The sequence below is a fragment of the Pseudomonas fluorescens genome, assembly GCF_000730425.1.
In the GTDB taxonomy this organism is placed as follows: domain Bacteria; phylum Pseudomonadota; class Gammaproteobacteria; order Pseudomonadales; family Pseudomonadaceae; genus Aquipseudomonas; species Aquipseudomonas fluorescens_X.
In genome coordinates this window covers 5,975,228-5,998,531 of sequence record NZ_CP008896.1, presented here as the reverse complement: position 1 = coordinate 5,998,531, position 23,304 = coordinate 5,975,228, and the positions used below count along the sequence as shown (strand labels likewise).

Annotated in this window: 23 protein-coding genes and 1 pseudogene; 14 read left to right on the top strand and 10 right to left on the bottom strand. The window is 59.6% G+C overall.

Annotated features, from left to right (window positions below):
- Positions 1-125: 125 nt before the first annotated feature.
- Positions 126-1,061 carry a chemotaxis protein CheV gene (locus HZ99_RS27045; RefSeq protein WP_038447601.1) on the bottom strand — a complete coding sequence of 312 codons (936 nt, stop codon included), beginning with the start codon at positions 1,059-1,061 and terminating at the stop codon, positions 126-128.
- 551 nt (positions 1,062-1,612) lie between these two features.
- Here HZ99_RS27045 and HZ99_RS27040 point away from each other — a divergent pair.
- The 3 genes from HZ99_RS27040 (at position 1,613) to HZ99_RS27030 (ending at position 3,938) form a co-directional block, all read left to right on the top strand.
- Entirely contained in the window at positions 1,613-2,059 is a 447-nt protein-coding gene (locus HZ99_RS27040; protein WP_038448216.1) for a hypothetical protein, read from the top strand.
- Between the two features lie 329 nt (positions 2,060-2,388).
- The gene (locus HZ99_RS27035; protein WP_038447598.1) at positions 2,389-3,282 is read left to right on the top strand and encodes a sensor histidine kinase; all 894 of its coding nucleotides are present in this window, start codon (positions 2,389-2,391) and stop codon (positions 3,280-3,282) included.
- Positions 3,279-3,938 carry a response regulator transcription factor gene (locus tag HZ99_RS27030; protein WP_038447596.1) on the top strand — a complete coding sequence of 220 codons (660 nt, stop codon included), beginning with the start codon at positions 3,279-3,281 and terminating at the stop codon, positions 3,936-3,938. The genes HZ99_RS27035 and HZ99_RS27030 overlap by 4 nt, the downstream gene beginning before the upstream one ends.
- On the opposite strand, the pseudogene yegS reads toward HZ99_RS27030, so the two are convergent.
- The 3 genes and pseudogenes from yegS to moaB all read right to left on the bottom strand — a co-directional run.
- Positions 3,900-4,824 (bottom strand): annotated as a pseudogene (gene yegS / locus HZ99_RS27025) (lipid kinase YegS); the annotation flags it as partial. The gene HZ99_RS27030 and the pseudogene yegS sit on opposite strands and share 39 nt — an antisense overlap.
- Before the next feature lie 87 nt (positions 4,825-4,911).
- Positions 4,912-6,138 (bottom strand): gephyrin-like molybdotransferase Glp, encoded by a 1,227-nt coding sequence (gene glp / locus HZ99_RS27020; RefSeq protein WP_038447592.1) that lies wholly within the window; start codon positions 6,136-6,138, stop codon positions 4,912-4,914.
- The gene (gene moaB, locus HZ99_RS27015) at positions 6,122-6,661 is read right to left on the bottom strand and encodes a molybdenum cofactor biosynthesis protein B (protein ID WP_038447589.1); all 540 of its coding nucleotides are present in this window, start codon (positions 6,659-6,661) and stop codon (positions 6,122-6,124) included. Before moaB ends, glp begins: the two co-directional genes overlap by 17 nt.
- Positions 6,662-6,737: 76 nt before the next feature.
- Between moaB and mobA the strand changes: the two genes are divergently transcribed.
- Positions 6,738-7,340 carry a molybdenum cofactor guanylyltransferase MobA gene (gene mobA / locus HZ99_RS27010; protein ID WP_038447587.1) on the top strand — a complete coding sequence of 201 codons (603 nt, stop codon included), beginning with the start codon at positions 6,738-6,740 and terminating at the stop codon, positions 7,338-7,340.
- Positions 7,341-7,420: 80 nt separating this feature from the next.
- On the top strand, positions 7,421-7,642 hold the full coding sequence (locus HZ99_RS27005; protein WP_038447584.1) for a YgdI/YgdR family lipoprotein: 222 nt from the start codon (positions 7,421-7,423) through the stop codon (positions 7,640-7,642).
- Between the two features lie 68 nt (positions 7,643-7,710).
- On the opposite strand, the gene HZ99_RS27000 is transcribed toward HZ99_RS27005, so the two are convergent.
- The 3 genes from HZ99_RS27000 to HZ99_RS26990 form a co-directional block, all read right to left on the bottom strand.
- Positions 7,711-8,601, bottom strand: coding sequence for a pseudouridine synthase (locus HZ99_RS27000; RefSeq protein WP_038447581.1), 891 nt, complete (start codon positions 8,599-8,601; stop codon positions 7,711-7,713).
- 49 nt (positions 8,602-8,650) lie between these two features.
- Positions 8,651-8,986, bottom strand: coding sequence for a hypothetical protein (locus HZ99_RS26995; protein WP_029298086.1), 336 nt, complete (start codon positions 8,984-8,986; stop codon positions 8,651-8,653).
- Between the two features lie 76 nt (positions 8,987-9,062).
- Positions 9,063-9,299 carry a glutaredoxin family protein gene (locus tag HZ99_RS26990; protein ID WP_038448215.1) on the bottom strand — a complete coding sequence of 79 codons (237 nt, stop codon included), beginning with the start codon at positions 9,297-9,299 and terminating at the stop codon, positions 9,063-9,065.
- A gap of 148 nt (positions 9,300-9,447) precedes the next feature.
- Between HZ99_RS26990 and HZ99_RS26985 the strand changes: the two genes are divergently transcribed.
- Positions 9,448-11,184, top strand: coding sequence for a cation:proton antiporter (locus tag HZ99_RS26985; protein WP_404942421.1), 1,737 nt, complete (start codon positions 9,448-9,450; stop codon positions 11,182-11,184).
- Here the strand turns inward: HZ99_RS26985 and HZ99_RS26980 are convergent.
- The gene (locus tag HZ99_RS26980) at positions 11,171-12,379 is read right to left on the bottom strand and encodes an ammonium transporter (protein ID WP_038447575.1); all 1,209 of its coding nucleotides are present in this window, start codon (positions 12,377-12,379) and stop codon (positions 11,171-11,173) included. The genes HZ99_RS26985 and HZ99_RS26980 overlap by 14 nt on opposite strands.
- 355 nt (positions 12,380-12,734) lie before the next feature.
- On the opposite strand from HZ99_RS26980, the gene HZ99_RS26975 reads away from it, so the two are divergent.
- The 8 genes from HZ99_RS26975 (at position 12,735) to HZ99_RS26940 (ending at position 21,715) form a co-directional block, all read left to right on the top strand.
- Entirely contained in the window at positions 12,735-13,049 is a 315-nt protein-coding gene (locus tag HZ99_RS26975; protein ID WP_029298079.1) for a DUF883 family protein, read from the top strand.
- A gap of 2 nt (positions 13,050-13,051) precedes the next feature.
- The gene (locus HZ99_RS26970; RefSeq protein ID WP_029298076.1) at positions 13,052-13,438 is read left to right on the top strand and encodes a phage holin family protein; all 387 of its coding nucleotides are present in this window, start codon (positions 13,052-13,054) and stop codon (positions 13,436-13,438) included.
- Complete coding sequence (locus HZ99_RS26965) at positions 13,435-13,776, top strand: hypothetical protein (protein ID WP_038447572.1); 342 nt, start codon at positions 13,435-13,437, stop codon at positions 13,774-13,776. Before HZ99_RS26970 ends, HZ99_RS26965 begins: the two co-directional genes overlap by 4 nt.
- Positions 13,777-13,885: 109 nt before the next feature.
- Positions 13,886-15,049: an EAL domain-containing protein gene (locus HZ99_RS26960; RefSeq protein WP_038447570.1), complete on the top strand. Its 1,164-nt coding sequence runs from the start codon at positions 13,886-13,888 to the stop codon at positions 15,047-15,049.
- Positions 15,050-15,121: 72 nt separating this feature from the next.
- Positions 15,122-16,453 carry a deoxyguanosinetriphosphate triphosphohydrolase gene (locus HZ99_RS26955; RefSeq protein ID WP_038447567.1) on the top strand — a complete coding sequence of 444 codons (1,332 nt, stop codon included), beginning with the start codon at positions 15,122-15,124 and terminating at the stop codon, positions 16,451-16,453.
- A 246-nt stretch (positions 16,454-16,699) separates the two neighbouring features.
- Positions 16,700-17,101 carry a response regulator gene (locus tag HZ99_RS26950; protein WP_038447563.1) on the top strand — a complete coding sequence of 134 codons (402 nt, stop codon included), beginning with the start codon at positions 16,700-16,702 and terminating at the stop codon, positions 17,099-17,101.
- Between the two features lie 352 nt (positions 17,102-17,453).
- Positions 17,454-18,080, top strand: a complete 627-nt coding sequence (locus tag HZ99_RS26945; RefSeq protein ID WP_038447560.1) for a response regulator transcription factor — start codon at positions 17,454-17,456, stop codon at positions 18,078-18,080.
- Between the two features lie 8 nt (positions 18,081-18,088).
- The gene (locus HZ99_RS26940) at positions 18,089-21,715 is read left to right on the top strand and encodes a transporter substrate-binding domain-containing protein (RefSeq protein ID WP_038447557.1); all 3,627 of its coding nucleotides are present in this window, start codon (positions 18,089-18,091) and stop codon (positions 21,713-21,715) included.
- Positions 21,716-21,861: 146 nt separating this feature from the next.
- Here the strand turns inward: HZ99_RS26940 and HZ99_RS26935 are convergent, their stop codons facing one another.
- Together HZ99_RS26935 and HZ99_RS26930 are read right to left on the bottom strand one after the other, a co-directional pair.
- Entirely contained in the window at positions 21,862-22,344 is a 483-nt protein-coding gene (locus tag HZ99_RS26935; RefSeq protein WP_038447554.1) for a GAF domain-containing protein, read from the bottom strand.
- The gene (locus tag HZ99_RS26930; RefSeq protein ID WP_038447551.1) at positions 22,341-23,231 is read right to left on the bottom strand and encodes an ATP-binding protein; all 891 of its coding nucleotides are present in this window, start codon (positions 23,229-23,231) and stop codon (positions 22,341-22,343) included. Before HZ99_RS26930 ends, HZ99_RS26935 begins: the two co-directional genes overlap by 4 nt.
- Positions 23,232-23,304 lie beyond the last annotated feature (73 nt).

Sequence of the window (23,304 nt, the reverse complement as noted above, 5' to 3'; positions counted from 1 at the left end):
CCTGGGTTCCTGTGAGCAAAAACGTCACCCTATACGAGCATGCCGCCAGAATCAAAATATCCCCATGCATTCGAGGCGCCGTCACCTGTAGGCGCCGGCTTGCCGGCTCCTACAAGGGCGAGGGATCAGGCAGGAATTTCGTCCAGCATCAGGCGCTGTCGCACCACGTCCACCAGTTTGTCGGGCTGGAACTTGGAGAGGAAGTTGTCGCAACCGACCTTCTTCACCATCGAGTCGTTGAAGCTGCCGGACAATGAGGTGTGCAGCACCACATAGAGACCGCGCAGGCGCGGGTCGTTACGGATCTCGGTGGTCAGGCGGTAGCCATCCATCTCGGGCATTTCAGCGTCGGTGAAGATCATCAGCAGTTTGTCGGTCATCACCTGGCCACTGTCCGCCCACGCCTTGAGCATGTTCAAGGCCTTGAGGCCGTCACTGGCGATATGCATCTTCACTCCCAGTTGCCCCAGGGTGTCGCGCAACTGCGACAGGGCCACATTGGAGTCATCCACCAACAGCACTTCGCGGCCACGGGCGCGTTCGAGTACCGGGTCCTCGAGTTTTTCCCGGGAAACCTTGGCGTTGTAGGGCACGATCTCGGCGAGGACTTTTTCCACATCGATGATCTCGACCAACTGCTCATCCACTTTGCTGATCGCCGTGAGGTAGTGTTGGCGGCCGGCGCTGGCAGGCGGCGGCAGGATCGACTCCCAGGTCATGTTGACGATGCGGTCGACGCCGCCCACCAGGAAGGCCTGTACCGAACGGTTGTACTCGGTAACGATGATGGTGCTGCTGGGCCCTGGCACCAACGGGCGCATGCCGATGGCCTGGGACAGGTCGATCACCGGCAAGGTCTGGCCGCGCAGGTTGACCACGCCGCAGACAAACGGGTGGCGCTGGGGCATCAAGGTCAGCTTGGGCAGTTGCAGGACTTCCTGCACCTTGAACACGTTGATCGCGAACAACTGGCGCCCAGCCAGGCGAAACATGAGGATCTCCAGGCGATTCTCACCCACCAGTTGTGTGCGTTGATCTACCGTGTCGAGAATGCCAGCCATTGAAGACTCCTGGGGTGTGCTGAAAGATTTGCTGCCTACAAAGAAGGTTATCGGCAGACAGCCTCAGACCTTGACCCTCACTAAAATGCCACGCAAATGCATTGATGTCACACTGACATCATGCTTTACTGAAGTCACTTCAGCTCCTGGCAGTCAGCCATGCGCGACCCTCGAAACACCACGAGGTTCAACGCTGTAAGGGATTCCCCTAGTCACAATCGGGTCCAACCTGATATTCGCGATATCCAATAGCCATTAATGTGACGCCATTCTCATTGCATGAATGGAGTCAGGCTTTTGTTTGCTATCGCAAGCCCACGGCCCAAGGGCCTTCCAGGCATTAACACCTGGGCAATCGAAGTGATGCGAATGCCTCTGGATGTTTCTACTGCAAGCAGCACCAGCAGTCACGACACCCGTCATTCAAGTAAAAGTACTACTAAAAAATCAGAAACGAACTACAGATTCCGGTCATATTTCGGCGCTAGTTTGCAGCTATTGCGCCAGTACAACATCTCACTATCTGACCGTGTGTTGTGGAGACTTTCATGATGAACGACGGTAAAGAGTGGCAAGCTGCACTTCCCGAGTTCCTCCTGGAGGCAGAAATGCTGCTGGCCAAGTCAGAGGAATGTTTGAGCCACCTGCATTTGATTCGCAACGACAACGACGCCATCGACTGCATGAAAAACAGCCTGACCAAGCTGGCCGAGAAGGCCGACGCCATGGCGCTGGAGGCGATCGGCAATTTTTCCTGGCACATTCAGGGGCTGATCAGCAATGCCCAGAACCCGGTGCAACTGCATGATGCCGCGCTCTCAGCCCTGCATGACTGCCTGACATTGCTGGCCTGGCAATTGGAATTGATCGATATCAAGACCGGCAAGCTCGGCCTGGATGAAGCGGAGCAAACCACGTTGATTGAAACCGTCGCCCAGCAGATCCCCCAGAAGGATGTTGGCAGTGTCTACCGCCAATCCATGCCCCATGCCTCCTGATCTGGCCCTGCAGTTAATCCGGACATGTCGGAGGGTGCCCAACTAGTCGCCGGGCGGGTATTTAGCCAGCCAACTAAGTATGGCTAATAACGATGCAGAATATGATTAACAATACAACTAGCCACCCTTGAACTAAGCACCGTGCCAGGCGACCAGCGGTAATTGTTGATGGTACTATTGCCGCGCTCGAAGTGACTGACCGGTCTGCTGTCAGCAAACCCAAGAAAGCCTTCGACCTCATATCAGACTCAATAACGCTTTTCAAACAGAGCCCAGTCAGCGGTCGTGACCGGTCTACCCGCAGCGAACACCCATCGGCTCCATCTGCTATGTACACCCACCTCAAGTCACTCATCGCCAGGTTCGGATCCCAAAGCAGTACCCGCTGGATAACGCTTGGCCTATGCCTGTGCGCGACCCTTGTCAGCCTCTGGGTGTACGCCCACGAAGCCCCGCTGCCGATACTCCTGCTGCTTCTCAATATGGCCATCCTCGCCGCTGTCGGCCTGCAGCGTTGGCGCTCGCGCAAGTCCATCAAGTTCCAGCCCCAGGAATTGGCCGACCGCCTGCTGCAAGTCCAGGAAAACGAGCGCCATCGCCTCAGCCGCGAGTTGCATGACGATATCGGCCAACTGTTGACTGCGGCCAAGCTGCAAAGCGACTGGCTGCAACGCCGCCTGCCGGCAGAGTTGCAGGAGCAGTGCAATGTGCTGTGCAACACCCTCAACGAAACCCTGGCCAAGGTGCGCGACGTGTCGGCCATTCTCAACCCCCGGCAACTGACCAGCCTGGGCCTGGAAGCGAGCCTGCGCGCGCATCTGCTCAAGACCCTGGAAAACACCCCGGTGCACTGGAGCCTGGAATGCCAGCAACGCCTGACCGGGATTCCGGAAGAAATGGCCGTAGCGGCCTTTCGTATCACTCAAGAGGCCGTGACCAACATGTTGCGCCATGCCCAGGCGCGCAACCTGCGGGTACGCCTGCAACGTTTGCCCCAGGGACTGTCACTGTTTATCAGCGATGACGGCCTGGGATTCTTGCCCGCCACCGACCCCGGCCTGGAAGGCCAACGGGGCATGGCGGGCATGTCCGAGCGCATTGATCAACTGGGAGGCACGTTGTCCGTCAGGAGCCAACCCGGATTAGGGACGCGGATCGAGGCGCTTTTCCCCTGGGCACCCCGCGCCCTCGAACGGGCCAGTACGCCTAAGGTTTTAGAGTGACCTGCAATTTACTCCTGGTAGATGACCACGCACTGATCCGCGCCGGTGTGCGCGCGCTGATCCTCGATATCCCCGGCTACGCCGTGATCGGCGAAGCCAACGATGGCGCGCAGGTGCTGGAACGATTCGCCGCCCTGCAGCCCGATATCGTCCTGCTGGACCTGTCGATGAAACACACCAGCGGCCTGGACGCGTTGCAACAGCTCAAGCACGTCTACCCCAAGAGCAAAGTGCTGATCCTCTCGATGCACACCGACCCGCAGTTGATCATGCGTGCCCTGGAGTCCGGCGCCCACGGCTACCTGCTCAAGGACACCACCGCCAACGAGCTGGAACATGCGTTGCTGGCGTTGCGCAATGACGAGCGATACCTGAGCCCGGCCATTGCCCATACGGTGATCAACCAGGCCTTGATCCACAACCAGTCGCAAACCACGCAACCGGTACAGCGCCACAACCTGACGGCACGCCAATTGGAAATCCTGCGCCTGATCGTGCGCGGCAAGTCCACCCGGGAAATCGCCCACGGCCTGGGCCTGAGCATCAAGACCGTAGAGGCTCACCGCTCGCAAATCATGAAGCGCCTGCAGATTTTCGATGTGGCCGGCCTGGTGCTGTTTGCCGTACGCGAGCAGATCATCAGCCTGGACGATTAGCCAGCAACGGTGAATCCACCGGCAAGTGCACCTGCAAGGCATTGGGCAAGGCCTGGAAACGCAGGTCATCGCCCTTGAGCGGCTCGCCATCGAGGTTGATAGCCAGCCCTTCGGCCACCTTGATTTCTACCCACGGCAGGCGCGCCCGCACAAACAGGTTGTCCAGGCCCCAACCGTCGCTCATCAGGCTGCGCAACGTGCCGACCACTTCCTGGGGCGCCGGCAGGATACTGATATCCAGCAGGCCATCATCGGCCAGGGCGCCCGGGCACAGCTCATGCCCGCCGCCGGCCTGGCGACCGTTACCGATCCCCAGTGCCAGCAACTCGCCGCGCCAATGAAAGTCCGGCCCCACCAGCTCTCCATAGGCCGCCCGCAGCTCGCTGAACCGCGACAGGCCGGTGAACAGATAGGCCGCGCCGCCCAGCACCTTTTTCAAGTCTTCGGAGGTATTGGCCGTGACCTGGCTGCCAAAGCCGCCGGTGGCCATATTGAGGAAAACCTGCCCGCCCACCTCCCCCAGGTCGATGGCGCGTGGCGCCACGTCCAGCAGTTCCAGGGCCAGGCGCGGCTCCAGCGGCACTCCAGCCGCACGGGCGAAGTCATTGGCGGTGCCCAGGGGCATCAGCACCAGGCTGGCGTCAGTCTTGGCGCGAGCCATGGCTTCGGCCACATCACGCAACGTGCCGTCGCCGCCGCCCGCAATCAGGCGTGTGTAGCCGGCATCCAGGGCTTCAGCTACCAGGCGCTGGGCATCGCCCCCCTCCCAGGTGACGCGAACCGCCAGCTCCCACCCCTGTTCGCGCTTGCCTTGTACTGCCGCCCGCACCTCCTCATTGAGGGCTTGCTTGCCGTGCAGAATCAGCAGTGCCTTGGGTTTGCTCATGGGGTGAAGCTCCTATCGTTGCAGGGGACCTAAGGGATGTTGACCTTCGGCAGTTGGAAAAAAGCCATCGGACTGTCAATTAATTCTTCAGCCCAACACTTCACTCAAGGGAATGAAATTCACCCGGTCACCGATGGCCAAGGTGGTGCCTTCCAATACTTCCACCAAACCCTCGGCCCAGGCAGCACTGCGCAACACGCCGGAACTCTGGTTCTGGTAGATCACCGCCCGCCCCTGTTCCAGGCGCCCGCGCAGGTATTCGCGACGGTTGCCCGGCTTGGCCCAGACGAATCCCACCGGCACCTCGAAATGCAGGGGCTGCACCACCTCGACACCCTGGCGGCGTAACAGGTATGGCCGCGCCAACAGGGCGAACGTAACCAGAGTGGACGCTGGATTCCCCGGCAGACCGATCACCGGAACACCACGAAAATGGCCAAATGTCAGCGGTTTGCCAGGCTTGATTGCCAGCTTCCACAAGGCCAACTCGCCCTCCTCGCGCAATGCGATACCCAGGAAGTCGGCCTCTCCCACCGAGACACCGCCGGTGGACAGAATCAAGTCCACCGCCCCCAGCGCCCCCAGACGCGTACGGGTCAACGCCAGGTCATCGGGCAAGATACCGGCGTCGGTCACCTCGCAGCCCAGGCGTTGCAACCAACTGCACAACACGCGGCGGTTGCTGTTATAGATCTGCCCCGGCCCCAGGGGCTGGCCCGGCTCGATCAACTCGTCACCCGTGGACAGCACCGCCACACGCACGCGCCGCACCACTGCCAGACGGTCGCGCCCCAGGGAGGCCGCCAGCCCCAACTCAATGGGCCCGAGCCGCGTGCCGGCCGCCAGGACTTCTTCACCGACCGTAGTCTCCTGGCCCTTGGGCCGGATGTTTTGCCCGACCTTCAGCGCCTGGGTAAAGCTCACCCGCTGATCGACCTGCACCTCGGCATTTTCCTGCATTTCCACGCAGTCGGCGCCTTCCGGGACCGGGGCACCGGTAAAAATCCGCGCGCAGGTCCCCGCCGCCAAGGGCTCAGGGGCCTGGCCGGCGAAAATACGCTGGCTCACCAGCAGTGGCTCCCCCGTCCAATCGGCACTGCGCAAGGCGTAGCCGTCCATGGCGCTGTTGGGCCAGGGCGGCAGGTCGAGGGTGGACACCAGCGCCTCGGCCAACACGCGTCCGTCGCACTCGGCCAATGGCAGGTGTTCCTGCTCACGGATCGGCGCGGCCCCGGCCATGTTCAACAAACGCTCTAGTGCTTCTTCTACCGGCATCAGTGCACCGGTCTTGCCCGGCTTACCCACGGGATTCACACGGCTCGGCCAACTTGAGGTGCGGGACGAAATTGCACGGGCGATGGCGAGCATCCAGTTGTTCGGCGAGAATCCCGTCCCAACCGGTACGCACTGCGTTGGTGGAACCCGGCAGGCAGCACACCAGGGTGCCATTGGCCAGGCCGGCCAGGGCGCGGGACTGCACGGTGGAGGTGCCGATATCGGCGACCGAAATCTGCCGGAACAGCTCACCAAACCCATCCACTTGCTTGTCCAGCAGGCAACTGACAGCTTCCGGGGTGCTGTCGCGCCCCGTAAAGCCGGTGCCGCCGGTGATCAGCACCACTTGCACCACATCCTCGGCGATCCAGTGCGCCACTTGCGCACGGATTTTATAGAGGTCATCTTTGAGCAGTACCCGTTCGGCCAGGCGATGGCCGGCCGCGAGCAGGCTGTCGACAAAGACTTGTCCGGAGGTGTCGGTTTCCAGGGTGCGGGTATCGCTGACCGTCAGTACAGCGATGTTGAGAGGTACGAAAGGCGCATCAGCCTTGGCTTTCATGGCTCGGTCCGGTTGTCGAAGGAACAGCCCGATGTTATATCACAGCCCCCTATTTCACTGCCTCCGCGGAGCCGTCATGCCATTCAATTCTTCGCCCCTGCCCTGCTCGATCCTGTTGCTGGCCGGCGGTCGCGGCCAGCGTATGGGCGGGCTGGACAAGGGCCTGCTCGACTGGCACGGGCAACCGCTGATTGCCCACCTGCACCAACGGGTGCGGCCGTTGACCGATGACCTGATCATCTCCTGTAACCGCAACCAGATGCAGTACGCCGCCTATGCCGACCAGTTGGTGAACGACGACAGCCCGGACTTCCCCGGGCCCTTGGCCGGTATCCGTGCCGGGCTCGCCGCCGCACGCCATGAACATCTACTGGTACTGCCCTGCGACGTGCCGCACATCGATGGGCAGTTACTCGCAGACCTGCTCCAGACCGCACGCCAGCACCCACATGTGCCAGTGATGATCCGCCACGGCGCATTCTGGGAACCTCTGCTCTGCGTCATACCGACGCGCCTGCGTGACGAGGTGGAAAACGCCTGGCTGGCTGCCGAGCGCAGCCCGCGCCAGATCCTGCTGAAATTGGGGGCCCTGGCGCTCGACTGCGCAGAGAACGACCCACGCCTGGCCAACCTCAATACACCAGAGTTGTTGCACCCACGCCCCGGCGTGTCAGAATGAGCGTTAGACAAGGAACTTTGCCGACGTTGCATACGTCACAAGGTCAGAACTCAACACAGCATTACTCTCGGAGAAGACTCATGACTCAACGGACCATCGCCGCTCTCATGCTTGCACTGGGCCTTGCTACCCTCGCCGGTTGCTCCTCGCCAACAGTGATCACCTTGAATGACGGTCGCGAAATCCAGGCTGTCGACACCCCTAAATTCGATCAGGATTCGGGCTTCTACGAATTCGAACAACTGGACGGCAAGCATACCCGCATCAACAAGGATCAGGTTCGCACCGTTAAAGACCTGTAAGTCTTAACGCCAGACACAACAAAGCCCGCTTTTGAGCGGGCTTTGTTGTGTCTGGCGCATGGCAAACATCACCACTCAAGCACGATCCTGCTGCTGAAACTGCGCGGCTCGCCGGTTACCGGGTCGATAAACCGTACACCCTGGGCCAGCAACTTGAGCGGGTTGGCGTAGTCATCCACGGCATCCTTGATGACCTCGGGATAAAACGGGTCATTGCAGATACTCGCACCCAGTGCCGTCATATGTACCCGCAGCTGATGCTTCTTGCCCGTCACCGGAAACAGGCCATAGCGCCATAGGTCGCCATTCTTCTCGCGCACCTGCACCGCCGTTTCCGTGTTGCTCGTACCAGGCCCTTCCTGCATGCGGAAAAACGGCTCGCCCTCCACCAGGCGGCTCTTGTGCACCCGCGGGAATGTCAGCGCGGGCAAGGCCGGTGCAATGGCCTCGTAGATTTTATCGATCTGGCGAGTGGGGAACAGTTGTTGATACGCCGATCGGCTTCGCGGGTTGGCAGAGAACAGCACCAGCCCTGCGGTATGGCGATCGATCCGGTGCAGCGGTACCAGCGACGGGTTATCCAGGCGGCGGATCAGGCGGCGCAACAGCGTCTGCTCAACGTATTCGCCGGCGGGCGTCACTGGCAGAAAGTGCGGTTTGTCGGCCACCACCAGATGCTCATCGGCGTACAGGATGGCCTCCTGCACCGGAATCGGCTTTTCATCCGGCACTTCGCGAAAGTAGTGGATGCGCAAGCCTTCCTTGTAGGCCAGGCCCACGGCGATGGGCTGGCCGTTACCATCCAGCACCCGGCCACGGGCGATACGGTCCAGCCACTGCTCGCGGCCAATGGCACGAAAGTGCTCGCACAGGCAATCGAGCACGGTCGCCCAGGGGCCAGGCGGCAGGTACAACGTACTGGCTTGGTTCTGGGCAGCGGAAAAACCGGTATCGGACATGCGTACACTCAAGGCCTGGAAACACTATGGGGCATTATCCCCCAGAATCTCACGCCCTGACCAACTCGGCCCGCAGCACCGGCGAGGCACTGGCCGCCTCGGTGAACTCCTTGAGCCAGCGCAGTACATCCACCGCCTCCCAGCGGCCAGGGTCGTACAACGCATACAGCAGGCCCTGGTACCCCACCACGTCCAACTGCTTGTGGTAACCGGCCCGCTGGAACAACGCTTCGATTTCGGCAAAGCAGGTATTGAAATGCACTTTGTTGAACGGCGTCTTGCCTTCCGTGACCAGGCCATCAAGCCGCAGCTCATTGACAGCATCGCGCACGATATCGACGGACATGCGATTGACGCTGCTTTTCAATTGTTCAACATTCACCACGGGCGTTCCCTCTCACTCAAATCGCTGTACAAACATACAGTAACCGAATAATCAGCAATCTGCCATGGCGTTAGCACTAGATTAGAAAGGCGACCACCTGTTCAGTGTCGAACGGCCAACCCAATTCTGCACCGGTATCCACCCGGCGCAGCACCGGAATGCTTAGGCCATAGGCTTCGAACAGCGCTTGCGAATCAGCGATATCCACTAGTTCGACCAACAGCCCGTGCTCGACCAACGGCATGATTTGCGCTTCGGCAAGCTCACACAGATGGCAGCCGAGGGTGCCGAACAACTGGCATTCAGGAGGCATGATGTACAGACCCGAGAAGAAACAGGTACTCATTCTAGGCCGCCGGAAAAACCTCGTCGAGTCATGCCAAAGACCTGATCCAGATCACCATGGCCTATAACTGATTCAGCGATTCTCGCGGCTTTTTTCCCGCAACACCCCGACGGAGATGTCTGTGTTTGCCAACCTGCTGATCATTCTTGCCTCATCCCTGGTCGTCATTGCACTGTTCCGTCGCCTGCAACTGCCGCCGGTGCTCGGCTACCTGTGCGTGGGCCTGGCTGTCGGGCCAACGGCCCTGGATTGGGTCAATGACAGCGAAGACCTGCCCGACCTCGCCGAACTGGGCGTGGTGTTCCTGCTGTTTTCCCTGGGCCTGGAGTTTTCCCTGTCCAAGATGCTCACCCTGCGCCGAGTAGTGTTTGGCCTGGGCAGCCTGCAGGTGTTGTGCTGCGCGATCCTGCTGGGGGCCTTGTTGCTGCTGATGGGCATGTCGCCGGTGGCGGCGTTGTTGCTGGGGGCCGGGCTGGCGTTGTCATCCACCGCGATTGTGAGCAAGGAGTTGACCAGCCTTGGGGAGATTTTCAGCAGCCATGGGCAGAACGCGATTGGCGTTCTGCTGTTCCAGGACGTGGTCGCGGTGCTGCTGCTGACCCTGGTCCCGGTGTTCGCCGGCAGCAGCGAGCAGGCCTGGTACTGGGCTCTGCCCCTGACCCTGGGCAAGACCGTGGTGTTGTTCCTCGGCCTGCTGCTCGCTAGCCGCTGGCTGCTGCCGCGCCTGTTCCACGAAGTCGCTGCCTCCCACTCGGCGGAACTGTTCGTGCTGCTGGCCCTGGTGATTGTGTTGCTCACTGCCTGGCTCACCCACCTGCTGGGCCTGTCGCCGGCCCTCGGTGCGTTCCTGGCGGGCATGTTGCTAGGGGAAAGTCATTACCGGCACCAGATCGAAGCCGATATCCGGCCGTTTCGCGACATCCTCCTGGGGCTGTTTTTTGTCAGTATCGGCATGCTGATCGACTTGCAGCTGTTCGTCAGTCACAGCCTGCAGATCCTCGGGCTGACCCTGGGGCTGATGCTGATCAAGGGCTGCGTCGTCGCAGTGCTGGTCAAGCTGCGGGGTAGCGACGGCGAAACCGCCTGGCGCAGTGGCCTGGCCCTGGCCCAGGGCGGTGAGTTCTGCTTTGCGCTGATGGCGCAGATGCAATTGAGCAATATGCTGCCAGGCGAAATCAGCGGCCTGCTGCTGGCAGCAACGTTCTGCTCGATGCTGCTCACGCCCCTGCTGCTGCGGGCCGCCCCCGCTATCGCACTGCGCCTGCACCGCAAGCCCAACCAGCAAGTACAACTGGAAGCAATCACCGCGCTTAATGCCCAATTGCGCGGGCACGTGCTGATCTGCGGCTATGGCCGGGTCGGTCAATCCATCGGGCGTTTCCTGCGCCGTGAACAACAGGCGTTCATTGCCCTGGACGATGACCCCGAACGCGTACAAGAAGCCGCCACCGAGGACAGCAGCGTGCACTATGGCGATTGCCGGCGCGGCGCGTTGCTCAGCGCCGTCGGCCTTGCGCGCGCTCGCCTGGTGGTGATTGCCGTGGACAATAGCGACGTGGCCCTGACGGTGCTCAAGGAAGCGCGGCGGATCAACCATAAAGTGCCGATCCTGGTGCGCACCCGTGACGACAGCCAATTGACGGAGCTGAAAGCCGCCGGGGCCAGTGAAGTGGTGCCCGAGCTACTGGAGTCGAGCCTGATGCTCGCATCGCACGCGATGATCATGCTCGGCCTGCCCGACCAGCAGGTACGCGATCGCGTCGATGAAGTGCGGCGCAACCGCTACCGCTTGCTTCATGGTTTCTACCAGCACACCGACGACAACCGTGAAGCCCCGATCAATCCTGACTGACTGCGCCAATCTTATGGATCGACAAGTCCGCGCCGTAGTACTCCTCTTCCTGGCTCAAGCGCAGGCCGCAGAAGTACTTGAGCGCGCCGTACACCAGCAGCCCGCCAGCCAGGGCCACCGCCACCCCCAGGGCGGTGCCGATCAACTGGCTGATCAGGCTCACGCCGCCCAGCCCACCCAAGGCACTCTGGCCGAAGATCCCGCAGGCAATCCCACCCCACACGCCACACAAGCCATGCAGCGGCCAGACCCCCAGCACATCATCGATCTTCCAGCGAGCCTGAGCGGCGATAAAGCACCACACGAACAAGCCACCGGCCACCACACCGGTAATCAACGCGCCCACCGGATGCATCAGGTCGGAACCCGCGCAAATCGCCACCAGCCCGGCCAACGGACCATTGTGCAAAAAGCCCGGATCGTTACGCCCAATCACCAGCGCCGCCACGGTACCACCCACCATGGCCATCAACGAGTTGACCGCCACCAGTCCACTCACCCCGGAGAGTGTCTGCGCACTCATCACGTTGAAGCCGAACCAGCCGACGATCAGTATCCACGAGCCCAATGCCAGGAACGGAATGCTCGAAGGTGCAAACGCTACCAATCGCCCATCGCGATACCTGCCCTGACGTGGGCCCAGCAGCAACACCGCCGCCAGCGCCAGCCAGCCGCCCATGGCGTGCACCACCACGGAACCGGCAAAGTCATGGAAGGTTGCGCCAAAGGTCGCCAGCAACCAGGCTTGCAGGCCGAAGTTGCCATTCCACACCATGCCCTCGAAAAACGGGTAGATGAACGCCACGATCAACGCCGTGGCACACAACTGAGGGGCAAAGCGTGCACGCTCGGCAATGCCTCCGGAGATGATCGCCGGGATGGCTGCCGCGAAAGTCAGCAGGAAAAAGAACTTCACCAGGCCGTAACCATGGTCGGCACTGAGCACCGCGGCCGGCTGCATAAAGCTGACCCCATAAGAGATCCAATAACCTATAAAGAAATAGGCCAGGGTCGAGACCGCAAAGTCACTGAGGATTTTCGACAACGCGTTGACTTGGTTCTTCTGCCGTACCGTACCGACTTCCAGGAATGCGAAGCCGGCATGCATTGCCAGGACCATTACCGCGCCGATCAGAATAAACAGCGTATTGGAGCTGTGGACCAGGGTGTCCACCGCGCTTTGCATATTTTCCATGGAGATTGGCAGGCCTGCAGTTGAGGGAAAAGCACCAAAGCAGGTCATCACCCAAGGATCGCGCACTAAATTGGCACTGCGCGTTCTCCCCTTCTGCAGAGGGTATGAACCGCTTTGGCGCGACGACCGTTGAAAGAGGCAATGGCTTGCGGGTTTTCCCACGGGTTTTAGTGATTTAGGGTAAGGTTTTTCAAGGCTTTGGCCGAAACCGCCCACATTGCGCGCAAGCCTTGCGGCAGGCGCACCAAGGCAAAGCAAAAGCTGTACCAGACAATTGCAATGAACCTTCACCGATACCGGTGACTCTCAACCAAAACCCTGCAAAAGCTTCAGACAGCCACTCACGGAGTTAACCATGGCCAGAAAAACGGCAAAGACGGCTCAAGAAATACTGATGGAAGATTTCCAGACCCTGGTCAGCGATACCGAAAAGCTGCTGGACGACACCGCGATTCTGGCCGGTGACCAGGCTGATGAATTGCGCTCGAAGATCCACGACAGTCTGCTGCAGGCCCGGGAAACCCTGAAGTTGACCGAAGACTCCCTGCGCGAACGCGGCAAGGCGGCAGTCACCGCCACCGAAGACTACGTACAGGCCAATCCTTGGCAATCCGTTGGCATCGCGGCCGGCGTGGGTTTCCTGATCGGCCTGCTGGCCACAAGGCGCTAATCATGTCTATCGGCGAAACCGGCTCGTCCTCGGGCCCAAGCTCCACATCGCGGCGCCTCGGCGCGGCTGTCCTGGGCTTGCTGCACAGCCATGTCGAACTGTTTGGCATTGAGTTGCAGGAACAGAAGGCACGCACCGTCAGCCTGCTGCTGTTTGCCGGTCTGGCATTGGTGTTTGCCCTGTTGCTGCTGGTGGGATTATCGGCGCTGGTGATGATCCTCGTCTGGGACACCTATCGCCTGACCGGGATCATCAGCCTTTGCGTGTTTTACGTACTGGCCGCAGCGTTCTGTGGATTGCGCTTGAAGGCTGCGGTGTTCGATGAGTCCACGCCTTTCCACGCCACCCTCGAAGAGCTGGCCAACGACCGGGAGCGCCTGCTGCCATGAGCCTGACTGAACTGCCGCAAACCAACTCCCGGCGGGAAATGCGCAAGGCCTTGATCCGCCTGCGCATGGAAATGCATCGCCAGGAAATTCGCCATGAGTCCCAGCAATTGCTGCTGCCCTTGCAAAAGGTGCGCAACATGGGCCAAAGCTGGCAGGCCGGCTTCGGTATCAAACATGCGCCGCTGTGGGGCGTCGCCGCGGTGACCCTGCTGGGTTTTTTCACCGGCAAAGGCGCCAAGGGGGGCGGAATAGGCACCATGACCCGCCTGGTACGGCTCGGTGCGGGCTTGATCCCCTTGATCAAGCTTGCCATGCAGGGCGCATCCCGAAAGCCCTGACGTAACTGGCTGCATTCTTGCAAACGGATCAGGCCCGGCTCCCTCTCTACAGGGGCCGGGCCTTTTTCATGCGATATCTTTCCTATACGAAACACCCTAAGGAGGCTCTGTGATTGACGGGCAACCGCTCGCCTGTTTCCAACCGTTTATCGATACCGCCACCGGTCGTATTGCCGGAATGGAAGCACTGGGGCGCCTACTCCAGGCCGATGGCCAACTGCATTCGGTCGGCCCGCTATTCGCCGACGCTCGCACACCCACCTCGGCGTTGCGTCGCCTGGACCGCAAGATCCGCGACTATGCCCTGAGCCGCCTGCATGAAGCACCTGAAGACTGGTTCCTGAGCCTCAATATCTCGCCACGCTGGATTACCCTGCTACGACCGGGGCAAGCCCTGCCCAGCCTGAAACAGTTGCAGGCCCATAATGTCGACCCCAAGCGCATCGTGTTTGAGATCACCGAACTGGGAGGCAACAGCCAGCGCCTGGCCGAGGTTGCCACCCGCTACCGTGAGGCAGGAGCGCGGATTGCCATCGATGACTTTGGTGCCGGATATTCGCAACTGGATCGGGTCCTCGCCTTGCGTCCGGATATCCTCAAGTTGGATATGCGCCTGTTCCAGGCTGCGGCCCTGGGCGGTCCCAGCGGTGAAGTGGTGCGCGCCCTGGCGCAAATGGCGGAAAAAACCGGGTGCTGGATCATTGCCGAGGGCGTGGAAACCGAAGCACAACTGAGCTTTGCCCTCGAATGTGGCGCGCGTTATGTCCAGGGCTACCTGTTTGCCCAGGCACAACTGGACTGGTTCCCTGCCGATGCATTTGTGCCGCGTTTCGCTGCGCTGCGCCAGGCCTACGTACAGCAGAAACTGGCCGAGCGCGGGCGTATCATGTTGCTGCGCCAGCAACTGATCGAGCTGATGCAGATCCTGCAACGCTGGGCGCTGGCCCAGGCGCCGCTCAGTCAACTGCCATGGCTGCCGGGCTTTCCCCGGTTGCTGCGGTTTTATCAGTGTGATCGCCACGGCACCCAACTGACCCCCAACTTCGAGTGGCGCCAGGATGCCTGGCAAGCCGACAGCCGCTACCTGGGCCATAACTGGTCATGGCGCCCTTACTTCTATCATCTGCTAGCCGAAGGCTGGGAAGAACGCCGCCTGATTCTCTCCACCACCTACCGCGATGCCACGACCAATCAGTACTGCCTGACAGCAGGGCAATTCTTCGATAACGGTCAGCGCTTGCTGTTAATCGATATTGACGCCTCCAGCCTGTAGTTTTTTGCTTGCTCCGGGCACGCCGAACCGGGAAGCTGGGGGTCGACATTCATCCCACGGAGAGCCCTCGCCTTGGATTGGCCTACCCTGCTTACCCGCGAACGCCTTGGAAAACCCCTGCATAGCCCGCAAGAGCTGGGCCGCAGCCCGTTTCACAAAGACCATGACCGGATCATCTTCTCGGGGGCCTTTCGCCGCCTGGGCCGCAAGACCCAGGTCCATCCGGTGACCAGCAACGATCATATCCATACCCGGCTGACCCACTCGTTGGAAGTCAGTTGTGTGGGGCGCTCCCTGGGGATGCGCGTCGGCGAGACCATTCGCAGCGCCCTGCCCGACTGGTGCGACCCCAGCGACTTGGGAATGGTAGTGCAATCGGCCTGCCTGGCCCACGACATCGGTAACCCACCGTTCGGCCATTCCGGCGAAGATGCGATTCGCCACTGGTTCCAGCAGGCAGCAGGCCGTGGCTGGCTGGATGACATGAGTAACGCAGAGCGCAATGACTTCCTCAATTTCGAAGGCAACGCACAAGGGTTCCGCGTACTGACGCAATTGGAGTACCACCAGTTCGACGGTGGCACGCGCCTGACCTACGCCACCTTGGGCACTTACCTGAAGTATCCGTGGACCGCCCGCCACGCCGACTCCCTGGGCTACAAGAAACACAAGTTTGGCTGCTATCAGAGCGAGCTGCCGATCCTGGAACAGATCGCCCAGAAGCTCGGCCTGCCACAACTGGAGGAACAACGCTGGGCGCGCCATCCGCTGGTCTACTTGATGGAGGCGGCCGACGATATCTGCTACGCCTTGATTGACTTGGAAGATGGCCTGGAAATGGAGTTGCTGGAGTACGCCGAAGTCGAATCACTGCTGTTGAACCTGGTAGGTGATGACCTGCCGGAAACCTACCGGCAACTCGGCCCCCAAGACTCCAGGCGGCGCAAACTCGCGATCTTGCGGGGGAAAGCCATCGAGCACCTGACCAACGCCGCCGCGCGGGCGTTCGTCGAGCAGCAACCGGCGCTGCTGGCCGGGACCCTGCAGGGCGACCTGGTGGAGCATATGCATGGCCCAGCCAAGCGTTGTGTACTGAATGCCAAGGACATGGCGCGCAAGAAAATCTTTCAGGACAAACGCAAGACCCTGCATGAGATCGGCGCCTACACCACCCTGGAGATCCTCCTGAACACCTTCTGTGGCGCCGCACTGGAGCAACATGGCGGCCGTACACCCTCCTTCAAGAATCGGCGCGTCCTCGATTTGCTGGGTAATAGCGCCCCCCACCCTGACTGGCCACTGCACCGTTCATTCCTGCGCATGATCGACTTCATCGCCGGCATGACCGATAGCTACGCCAGCGAGATGGCCCGCGAGATGACCGGGCGCTCACACTCTCAATGACCCGTGGCCCAGGCAGTCTTTCCTGCCTGGGTGCTTGCCTCAAAGAATCGACCTACGCAGGCACCAGAGCGGCCTGATCGAATTCGCCTCAACACCCAATGAATAATCACCCCTCTCTTATCCACCCCAGCGATCAGTTCCTACATTCACGCCAACCCACGATAGCCCACCACCTGGGTCACTGGGCAACTCGATACAGGCACTGGCTGGCACTTTCCGGCTGCAGCTACTTCCACGGAACTTCCTATGCCCGAACGACAATTGCGCATCCTGTTGGTGGAAGATCACCCGTTTCAACTCCTGGCCATTCAGTGCCTGCTCAAGAGTTTCGGCTTCAATCAACTGACACCTGCCGAGAATGCCGAACAGGCGATCAAGTTGATGCGCACAACCGAGACCCCCTTCGATCTCATGTTGTGTGATCAATGCCTGCCCGACCTCACCGGCTTGGAGTTGGTGGAGATAGCCAGCCATGCAGGCTTTGTCAAAAGTGCGGTCTTGCTAAGTGGGCTGCCTACCCTCGAACTGGATTATCTGAAAACCCTGGCAACGCAACGCGACTTGCGTCTACTCGGGTATTTGGCTAAGCCATTGAACAAAGAAGCCTGGATCGAGCTGATCAGCCAATCAGGGCTCGCCCGCGATTAAAGAATACTGCCTTGTACTTGGACAAAAACTTCCTGACATACCGGAAGCACCTGCTGCATCAGCACTCCGCCGATCCTTCAGGTAACTTTTCGAGTTTTAACGTAGGACATTAAACATACCTGCGAATGAAATACCCTCCTATTCAACCCGCAAATAACACCGCGCACTCTTTAAACCTTTCAGCCAAGAAACTCTTACAGCACGCCCAATAAAGCCTTAGCGAGTCGTAGTCCTAAACCTTTTTTGATGTAGGAATTTTCCTGTTTTATATCTACTCAGCCTTGCCTTCATGCTCCTACCCTGCCTTCTGAGCTAATGTGCGCGCTTATTTGCATTAGTATGGAATTGGCTCATGAACACAGTCTTTATTATTGACGACCACCCGGTTATTCGACTTGCAATCCGAATGTTGCTGGAACATGAAGGTTACAAAGTAGTCGGTGAAACAGATAACGGTTGTGATGCAATACAAATGGTCCGCGAATGTCTTCCAGACCTCATTATACTTGATATCAGCATTCCAAAACTCGACGGACTGGAGGTTCTTTGCAGGTTCAATGCGATGAGCACGCCAATGAAAACCCTGATTCTGACAGCCCAGTCTCCGACACTATTTGCCACACGCTGTATGCGTTCGGGCGCCGATGGTTATGTCTGCAAAGAAGGTGACCTAAGTGAGCTGCTAAGTGCCATCAGGGCTGTACTTTCAGGTTACAACTACTTTCCAAGCCAGGCCTTAAATGCCACTGGCGCTGAAACCGGCGAAAACGAAGAACTGATTCTTTTCAAATCCGTCAACGACCGGGAACTTATGGTCTTACAACTTTTTGCGCAAGGCCGTACAAACAAAGAGATCGCCAAGGGCATGTTCCTTAGCAACAAAACTGTCAGCACTTATAAAAAACGCTTAATGCAAAAGCTTAAGGCCAAGTCCTTGGTAGAACTTATCGAGATGGCAAAACGCAACGCGTTAGTGTGAGAAACAGGATGCCAAGGCGTTTAAAGGACTATCTAATCATTTTGAGTACCGGGCTGTGCTTGAGTACAGCCGTGCCAGCGGCTCAAACCGCTCCAGAACGCTACTCGCTGCTGAGTCGTGCCGGCATTGTTCAGTTGGACACCCAACTGAACCCCACCCAGCGCCAATGGCTACAAAACAAACGCGAACTGGTGCTGGGCGCTTCGACCCCCGACTACCCGCCCTTCGACATCACCGCCAGCGGTCATGACTATGAAGGCATTACCGCCGACTACGCAGGAATCCTCGCCAAAGCCCTGGCATTGCCCGTCACGGTAATGCGCTACCCTTCGCGCGAAGCGGCAATCCAGGCGCTGGAAGATGGGAAGATCGACTTGCTGGGCAGCGCCAACGGATTCGAAGCGAGCAACCCCGATGTCATCCTGTCAACGCCGTACGCGGTGGACCAACCGGTACTGGTCACTCGCGACGCAGAAACCCGCCCGCTCAATGACGGGCTGGCGGGCATGCGCTTGAGCCTTGTCTACCACTACCTGCCATTGAAGGAGGTCAAGGCGCTGTACCCCAACGCGATCATCCAGGTCTATCCGTCCTATTTGAATGCACTGAACGCCGTAGCCTTCGACCAGGCCGACGTGTTTCTCGGCGATACCATTTCCACCCATTACATGATCAACAAGGGCTACCTGAAGAACATCCGCATGGCCAATTTCGGCAAGCACGAAGCATACGGTTTCAGCTTCGCCGTGCATCGTGACCAGCAAACCCTGCTGGGTATCGTCGATACGGTCCTCGCCGACATCGGGACATACGAACGGGAAAACATCGCCAAACGCTGGAGTGCAGGCAGTGACATCCTGTTGACCGACCACAAGTTGCAGTTGAACCAACGTGAAGAACGCTGGCTCAAGAACCACCCAGTGGTGAAAGTGGTCATCAACGAAACCTTCGCGCCACTGACGTTCGTCGATTCTGACGGCCAGTTGCGGGGCATGACCGCCGACCTGCTGGAGTTGATCCGACTGCGTACCGGCTTGCGCCTGGAGTTCCAGAGCACCCGTAACGTCGACCAAATGATCGAGCGGGTTGAAAACGGCGACGCAGACATCATTGCCGCCATCAGTCCCAGCCGTGAACGCGAATCCAGGCTCAACTTCAGTCGTCCCTACCTACAGAACTCCTACGTCCTGCTCACGCGTAAGGAGCCTGGAGCGCCCTCAAGCCTTGAGCAACTGGCAGGGAAAAAACTGGCCATCACCGAAGGCAACCCTCTGGTGGACTATCTGCGCCGGGAGTTTGCGCAAATCACCCTGGTGCAGGCCAGCGATACCTTCAAGGCCTCGGAGATGCTGGCCCAGGGGCATGTGGATGGGGCCGTCAACTCACTGGTGGTCGCCAACTACTTCCTCTCATCCCACTTCTTCCAGGGCCGATTGCAGATCAGTTCGAGTATTGGCACGCAACTGGCCTCCTTTTCCCTGGCCACGTCACGCAACGCTCCCGAACTGGCCTCCATCCTTGACAAGGCTCTGCTCAGCATTGCGCCGGATGAACTTGGGGTAATCAACAACCGCTGGCGAGGCTACACAGCCGCGTCCGACAGCTATTGGCGCAACTACCATCGCCTGATCTTCCAGATTGTCATCGCCGCCGCGCTGCTGCTACTCACGTCCCTAGCCTGGAACGGCTACATGCGCAGACAGATCAAGCATCGGCAGATGGCAGAGCGAGCCCTGAGCGATCAGTACGAATTCATGCGCGCCCTGGTCAATGAAACCCCTCACCCGATCTATGTGCGTGATCGCAACGGTTTGCTGCAGACCTGCAACGATAGTTACCTGCAGGCTTTCGGTGTCGCACGCGAGGAGGTCATCGGCAAGAGTGTCATGCAGATCAACTTGGCGGACGAGGCCCAGGCCAGACAGTACCATGCCGACTATCTTCGGGTAGTGGCCCAGGGCACGCCGCTGATCCTTGATCGCTCTCTGCATATTCACGGGAAACTCCTGACGATCTATCACTGGATCCTGCCCTACCGCGACTCGATCGGTAAGGTCCAGGGCATTATCGGCGGCTGGATCGACATCAGCGACCGTCGCCAATTGTTCGATGACCTGCGCGCCGCCAAAGACCGTGCCGATGAGGCCAACCGTGCGAAAAGTACGTTCCTGGCGACCATGAGCCATGAGATCCGCACCCCCATGAACGCGGTGATCGGCATGCTAGAGCTGACCCTCAAGCGTGCCGACCATGGACATCTGGATCGACCGGCCATCGAAGTGGCCTACAACTCGGCCAAAGACTTACTGGAGTTGATTGGCGATATCCTCGACATCGCACGCATCGAATCGGGCCGCCTGAGCCTGGCGCCGGAGCGCGTCAACCTGCGGGAACTGATCGAGTCGGTGGTACGCGTGTTCGATGGCCTGGCACGCCAGAAAAACCTCAACCTGCTACTGGAGTTCAATCCCGGCTTCGAAGAACGTGACGTGCAGATCGATCCCCTGCGTTTCAAACAGGTCCTGTCCAACCTGGTGAGCAACGCCATCAAGTTCACCGAGCACGGCGGGGTGAAGATCAAGGTCGATATCCAGGCCACCGGGCAGCCACAACAGATCCAGATGAAACTGGTGGTCGAGGACACCGGTATCGGCATCAGCCGGGATGATCAGCAACGCCTGTTCGAGCCTTTTTCCCAGGCCGATAACTCCGGGCACCTGGCCAGGAGCGGCGCCGGTCTTGGCCTGGTGATCTGTCGCAGCTTATGCGAAATGATGGGCGGGCAGTTGAGCCTGAGCAGCGTGCCCAGCGTCGGCACCCAGGTGTTTGTCTCGCTGCAGATGACCAGCCTGCCACCTGCCTACCCGCAGATCGAACTCAAGCCCGCGACCCAGGACGCAGCAGCGGTGCTGAATGTACTGGTGGTGGACGACCATCCGGCCAACCGCCTGCTTATGTGCCAGCAATTAGGCTTTCTCGGGCACCGATTCACCGCAGTCCAGCATGGCGCGGCGGGCTTCCAGGCCTGGCGCCAGGAACATTTCGACCTGATCATTGCCGACTGCAACATGCCGGTCATGAACGGCTATGAGCTGGCCAGCTCGATCCGCGAACACGAGCAACGGGAAAACATGACGCCCTGCATCATCCTGGGATTCACCGCCAATGCCCAGCCGGAGGAAAAACAGCGCTGTCGGGATGCGGGCATGAATGACTGCCTCTTCAAGCCCATCAGCCTTACCACACTGGAGCGGCACTTGGCCGAAATCACCCCGCTGTCATCAGCGCAGATCTTTGATCTGGATAGCCTCAACGCCCTCACCGGCGGAGATCCACTGCTAAGCCAGCGTCTGTTGGAAGAACTGTTGAGCAGCAGCCGGCGTGATCGCGAAGAACTCATTGTATTGTTCGCACAAGGCGCGCATCAGGACTTGATTGAGCAGGCCCACAAGATCAAGGGCGCCGCCAGGATCGTCCAGGCCTGCACTCTGGCCGGGCAATGCGAAGTGCTGGAACAAGCTGGCGAGGGTGCCGATCCGGCGCAGGTCGAGATCTGGGTCAAAGCCATCGAAAAAGCCATGCTCGACCTTGAGCACGTGCTGCAAGAGCAGTTGAACATCCTCGCACCATTGTAGTAGCCGGCTTGCCGGCGATGGTCGTTAACGAAAACAGGGGGTACCTGACACCCCAAGTTTTCTTCCGGACGCTATCGCAGGCAAGCCACCTCCCACAGGGAATGCAGTCCCGCGCTCTGGCTAGCCCCCCCGCCCCCCCCACTCACTCAGCAGGCAGTCAACCGCAGAAAAATTGCGGCCAGCCGTTCAATACCTACCTGATCCTCAGGACTGAAGCGCGCAAGCTTCGGGCTATCCAGATCCAGCACCCCAATCAACTTGCCATCCTTGACCAATGGCACCACCAGCTCGCTGTTGGAGGCACTGTCGCAGGCAATGTGCCCGGCAAACGCATGCACATCTTCCACCCGCTGGGTTTGCCGCGAAGCGGCTGCCGCACCACACACCCCTCGACCAAACGGAATGCGCACACAGGCGATCTGCCCCTGGAAAGGCCCAAGCACCAGTTCTTGATCACGGTTGAGATAAAAGCCGGCCCAATTCAAGTCATCGATCTGGTTGAACAGGAACGCAGAAAACTGCGCCGCGTTGGCGATAAAGTCGCGCTCATCGCCCAGCAGCGATTCCAACTGTGCACAGAGCATGGCGTACCCATCAAGGCCGCTGCCCGCCTGTTGCAAATCGATCATGGTTGACGCTCCAGCAGTTTAAGACCTACCCAATAGCGGGCGAATTGGTAGGCGCAGCGGCCATTGCGATTACCGCGACCCGTGGCCCAGCGCACCGCCAGGATGTCGAGTGCCTCATCGCGCTGCCACTGCAAGCCCGCCTTGTTCGCCAGCTCGCCGATCCAGTGCTCCACCACGTCCAGGAAGTGCTCTTGGGTGAACGGATAGAAGGACAACCACAAGCCAAAGCGGTCGGACAAGGCGATCTTGTCTTCCACCGCTTCACTGGGGTGCAGCTCACCGTCCACGCGTTTCCAGTTATCGTTGTCGCTCTGGTTCTCCGGCACCAGGTGACGACGGTTGGACGTGGCATACAGCAACACGTTTTCCGGAGCCTGCTCCAGCGAGCCGTCCAGCACACTCTTGAGCACACGGTAATCGCCTTCACCGGCGTCGAACGACAGGTCGTCGCAGAACAGGATAAAACGCTGCGGCAACTTGAGCAGTTGTTCGACTACACGCGGCAGGTCGGCCAGGTGGTCGCGCTCGATTTCGATCAGGCGCAAGCCGGCCTTGGCATGCTGGGCCAGCAAGGCGCGAACCATGGAGGATTTGCCAGTGCCACGCGAGCCCCAGAGCAACGCATGGTTGGCGGGTAGGCCATCGAGAAATTGTTGAGTATTGCGTGCCAATTGCTCGCGTTGCTTATCGACGCCGATCAGGTCGGACAGGCGCATATCCAGGCTGACTTCCAGCGGCATCAAAAAACCGCTACGACCCTCACGCTGCCAGCGGGCCGCCAGGCAGAGGCTCCAGTCAATGACCTCGCGAGGCGCTGGCAACAAGGGTTCCAGACGAGCCAGCACCGCATCGGCCCGCTCAAGAAAGGCATTCAATCGAGAATCCATGACTATTCCTGTGGCAAGTTCTTGTAAAAGATGGCGTATTGGCAACCCTGACGCAGTTGCCAGGCGGCTGCAC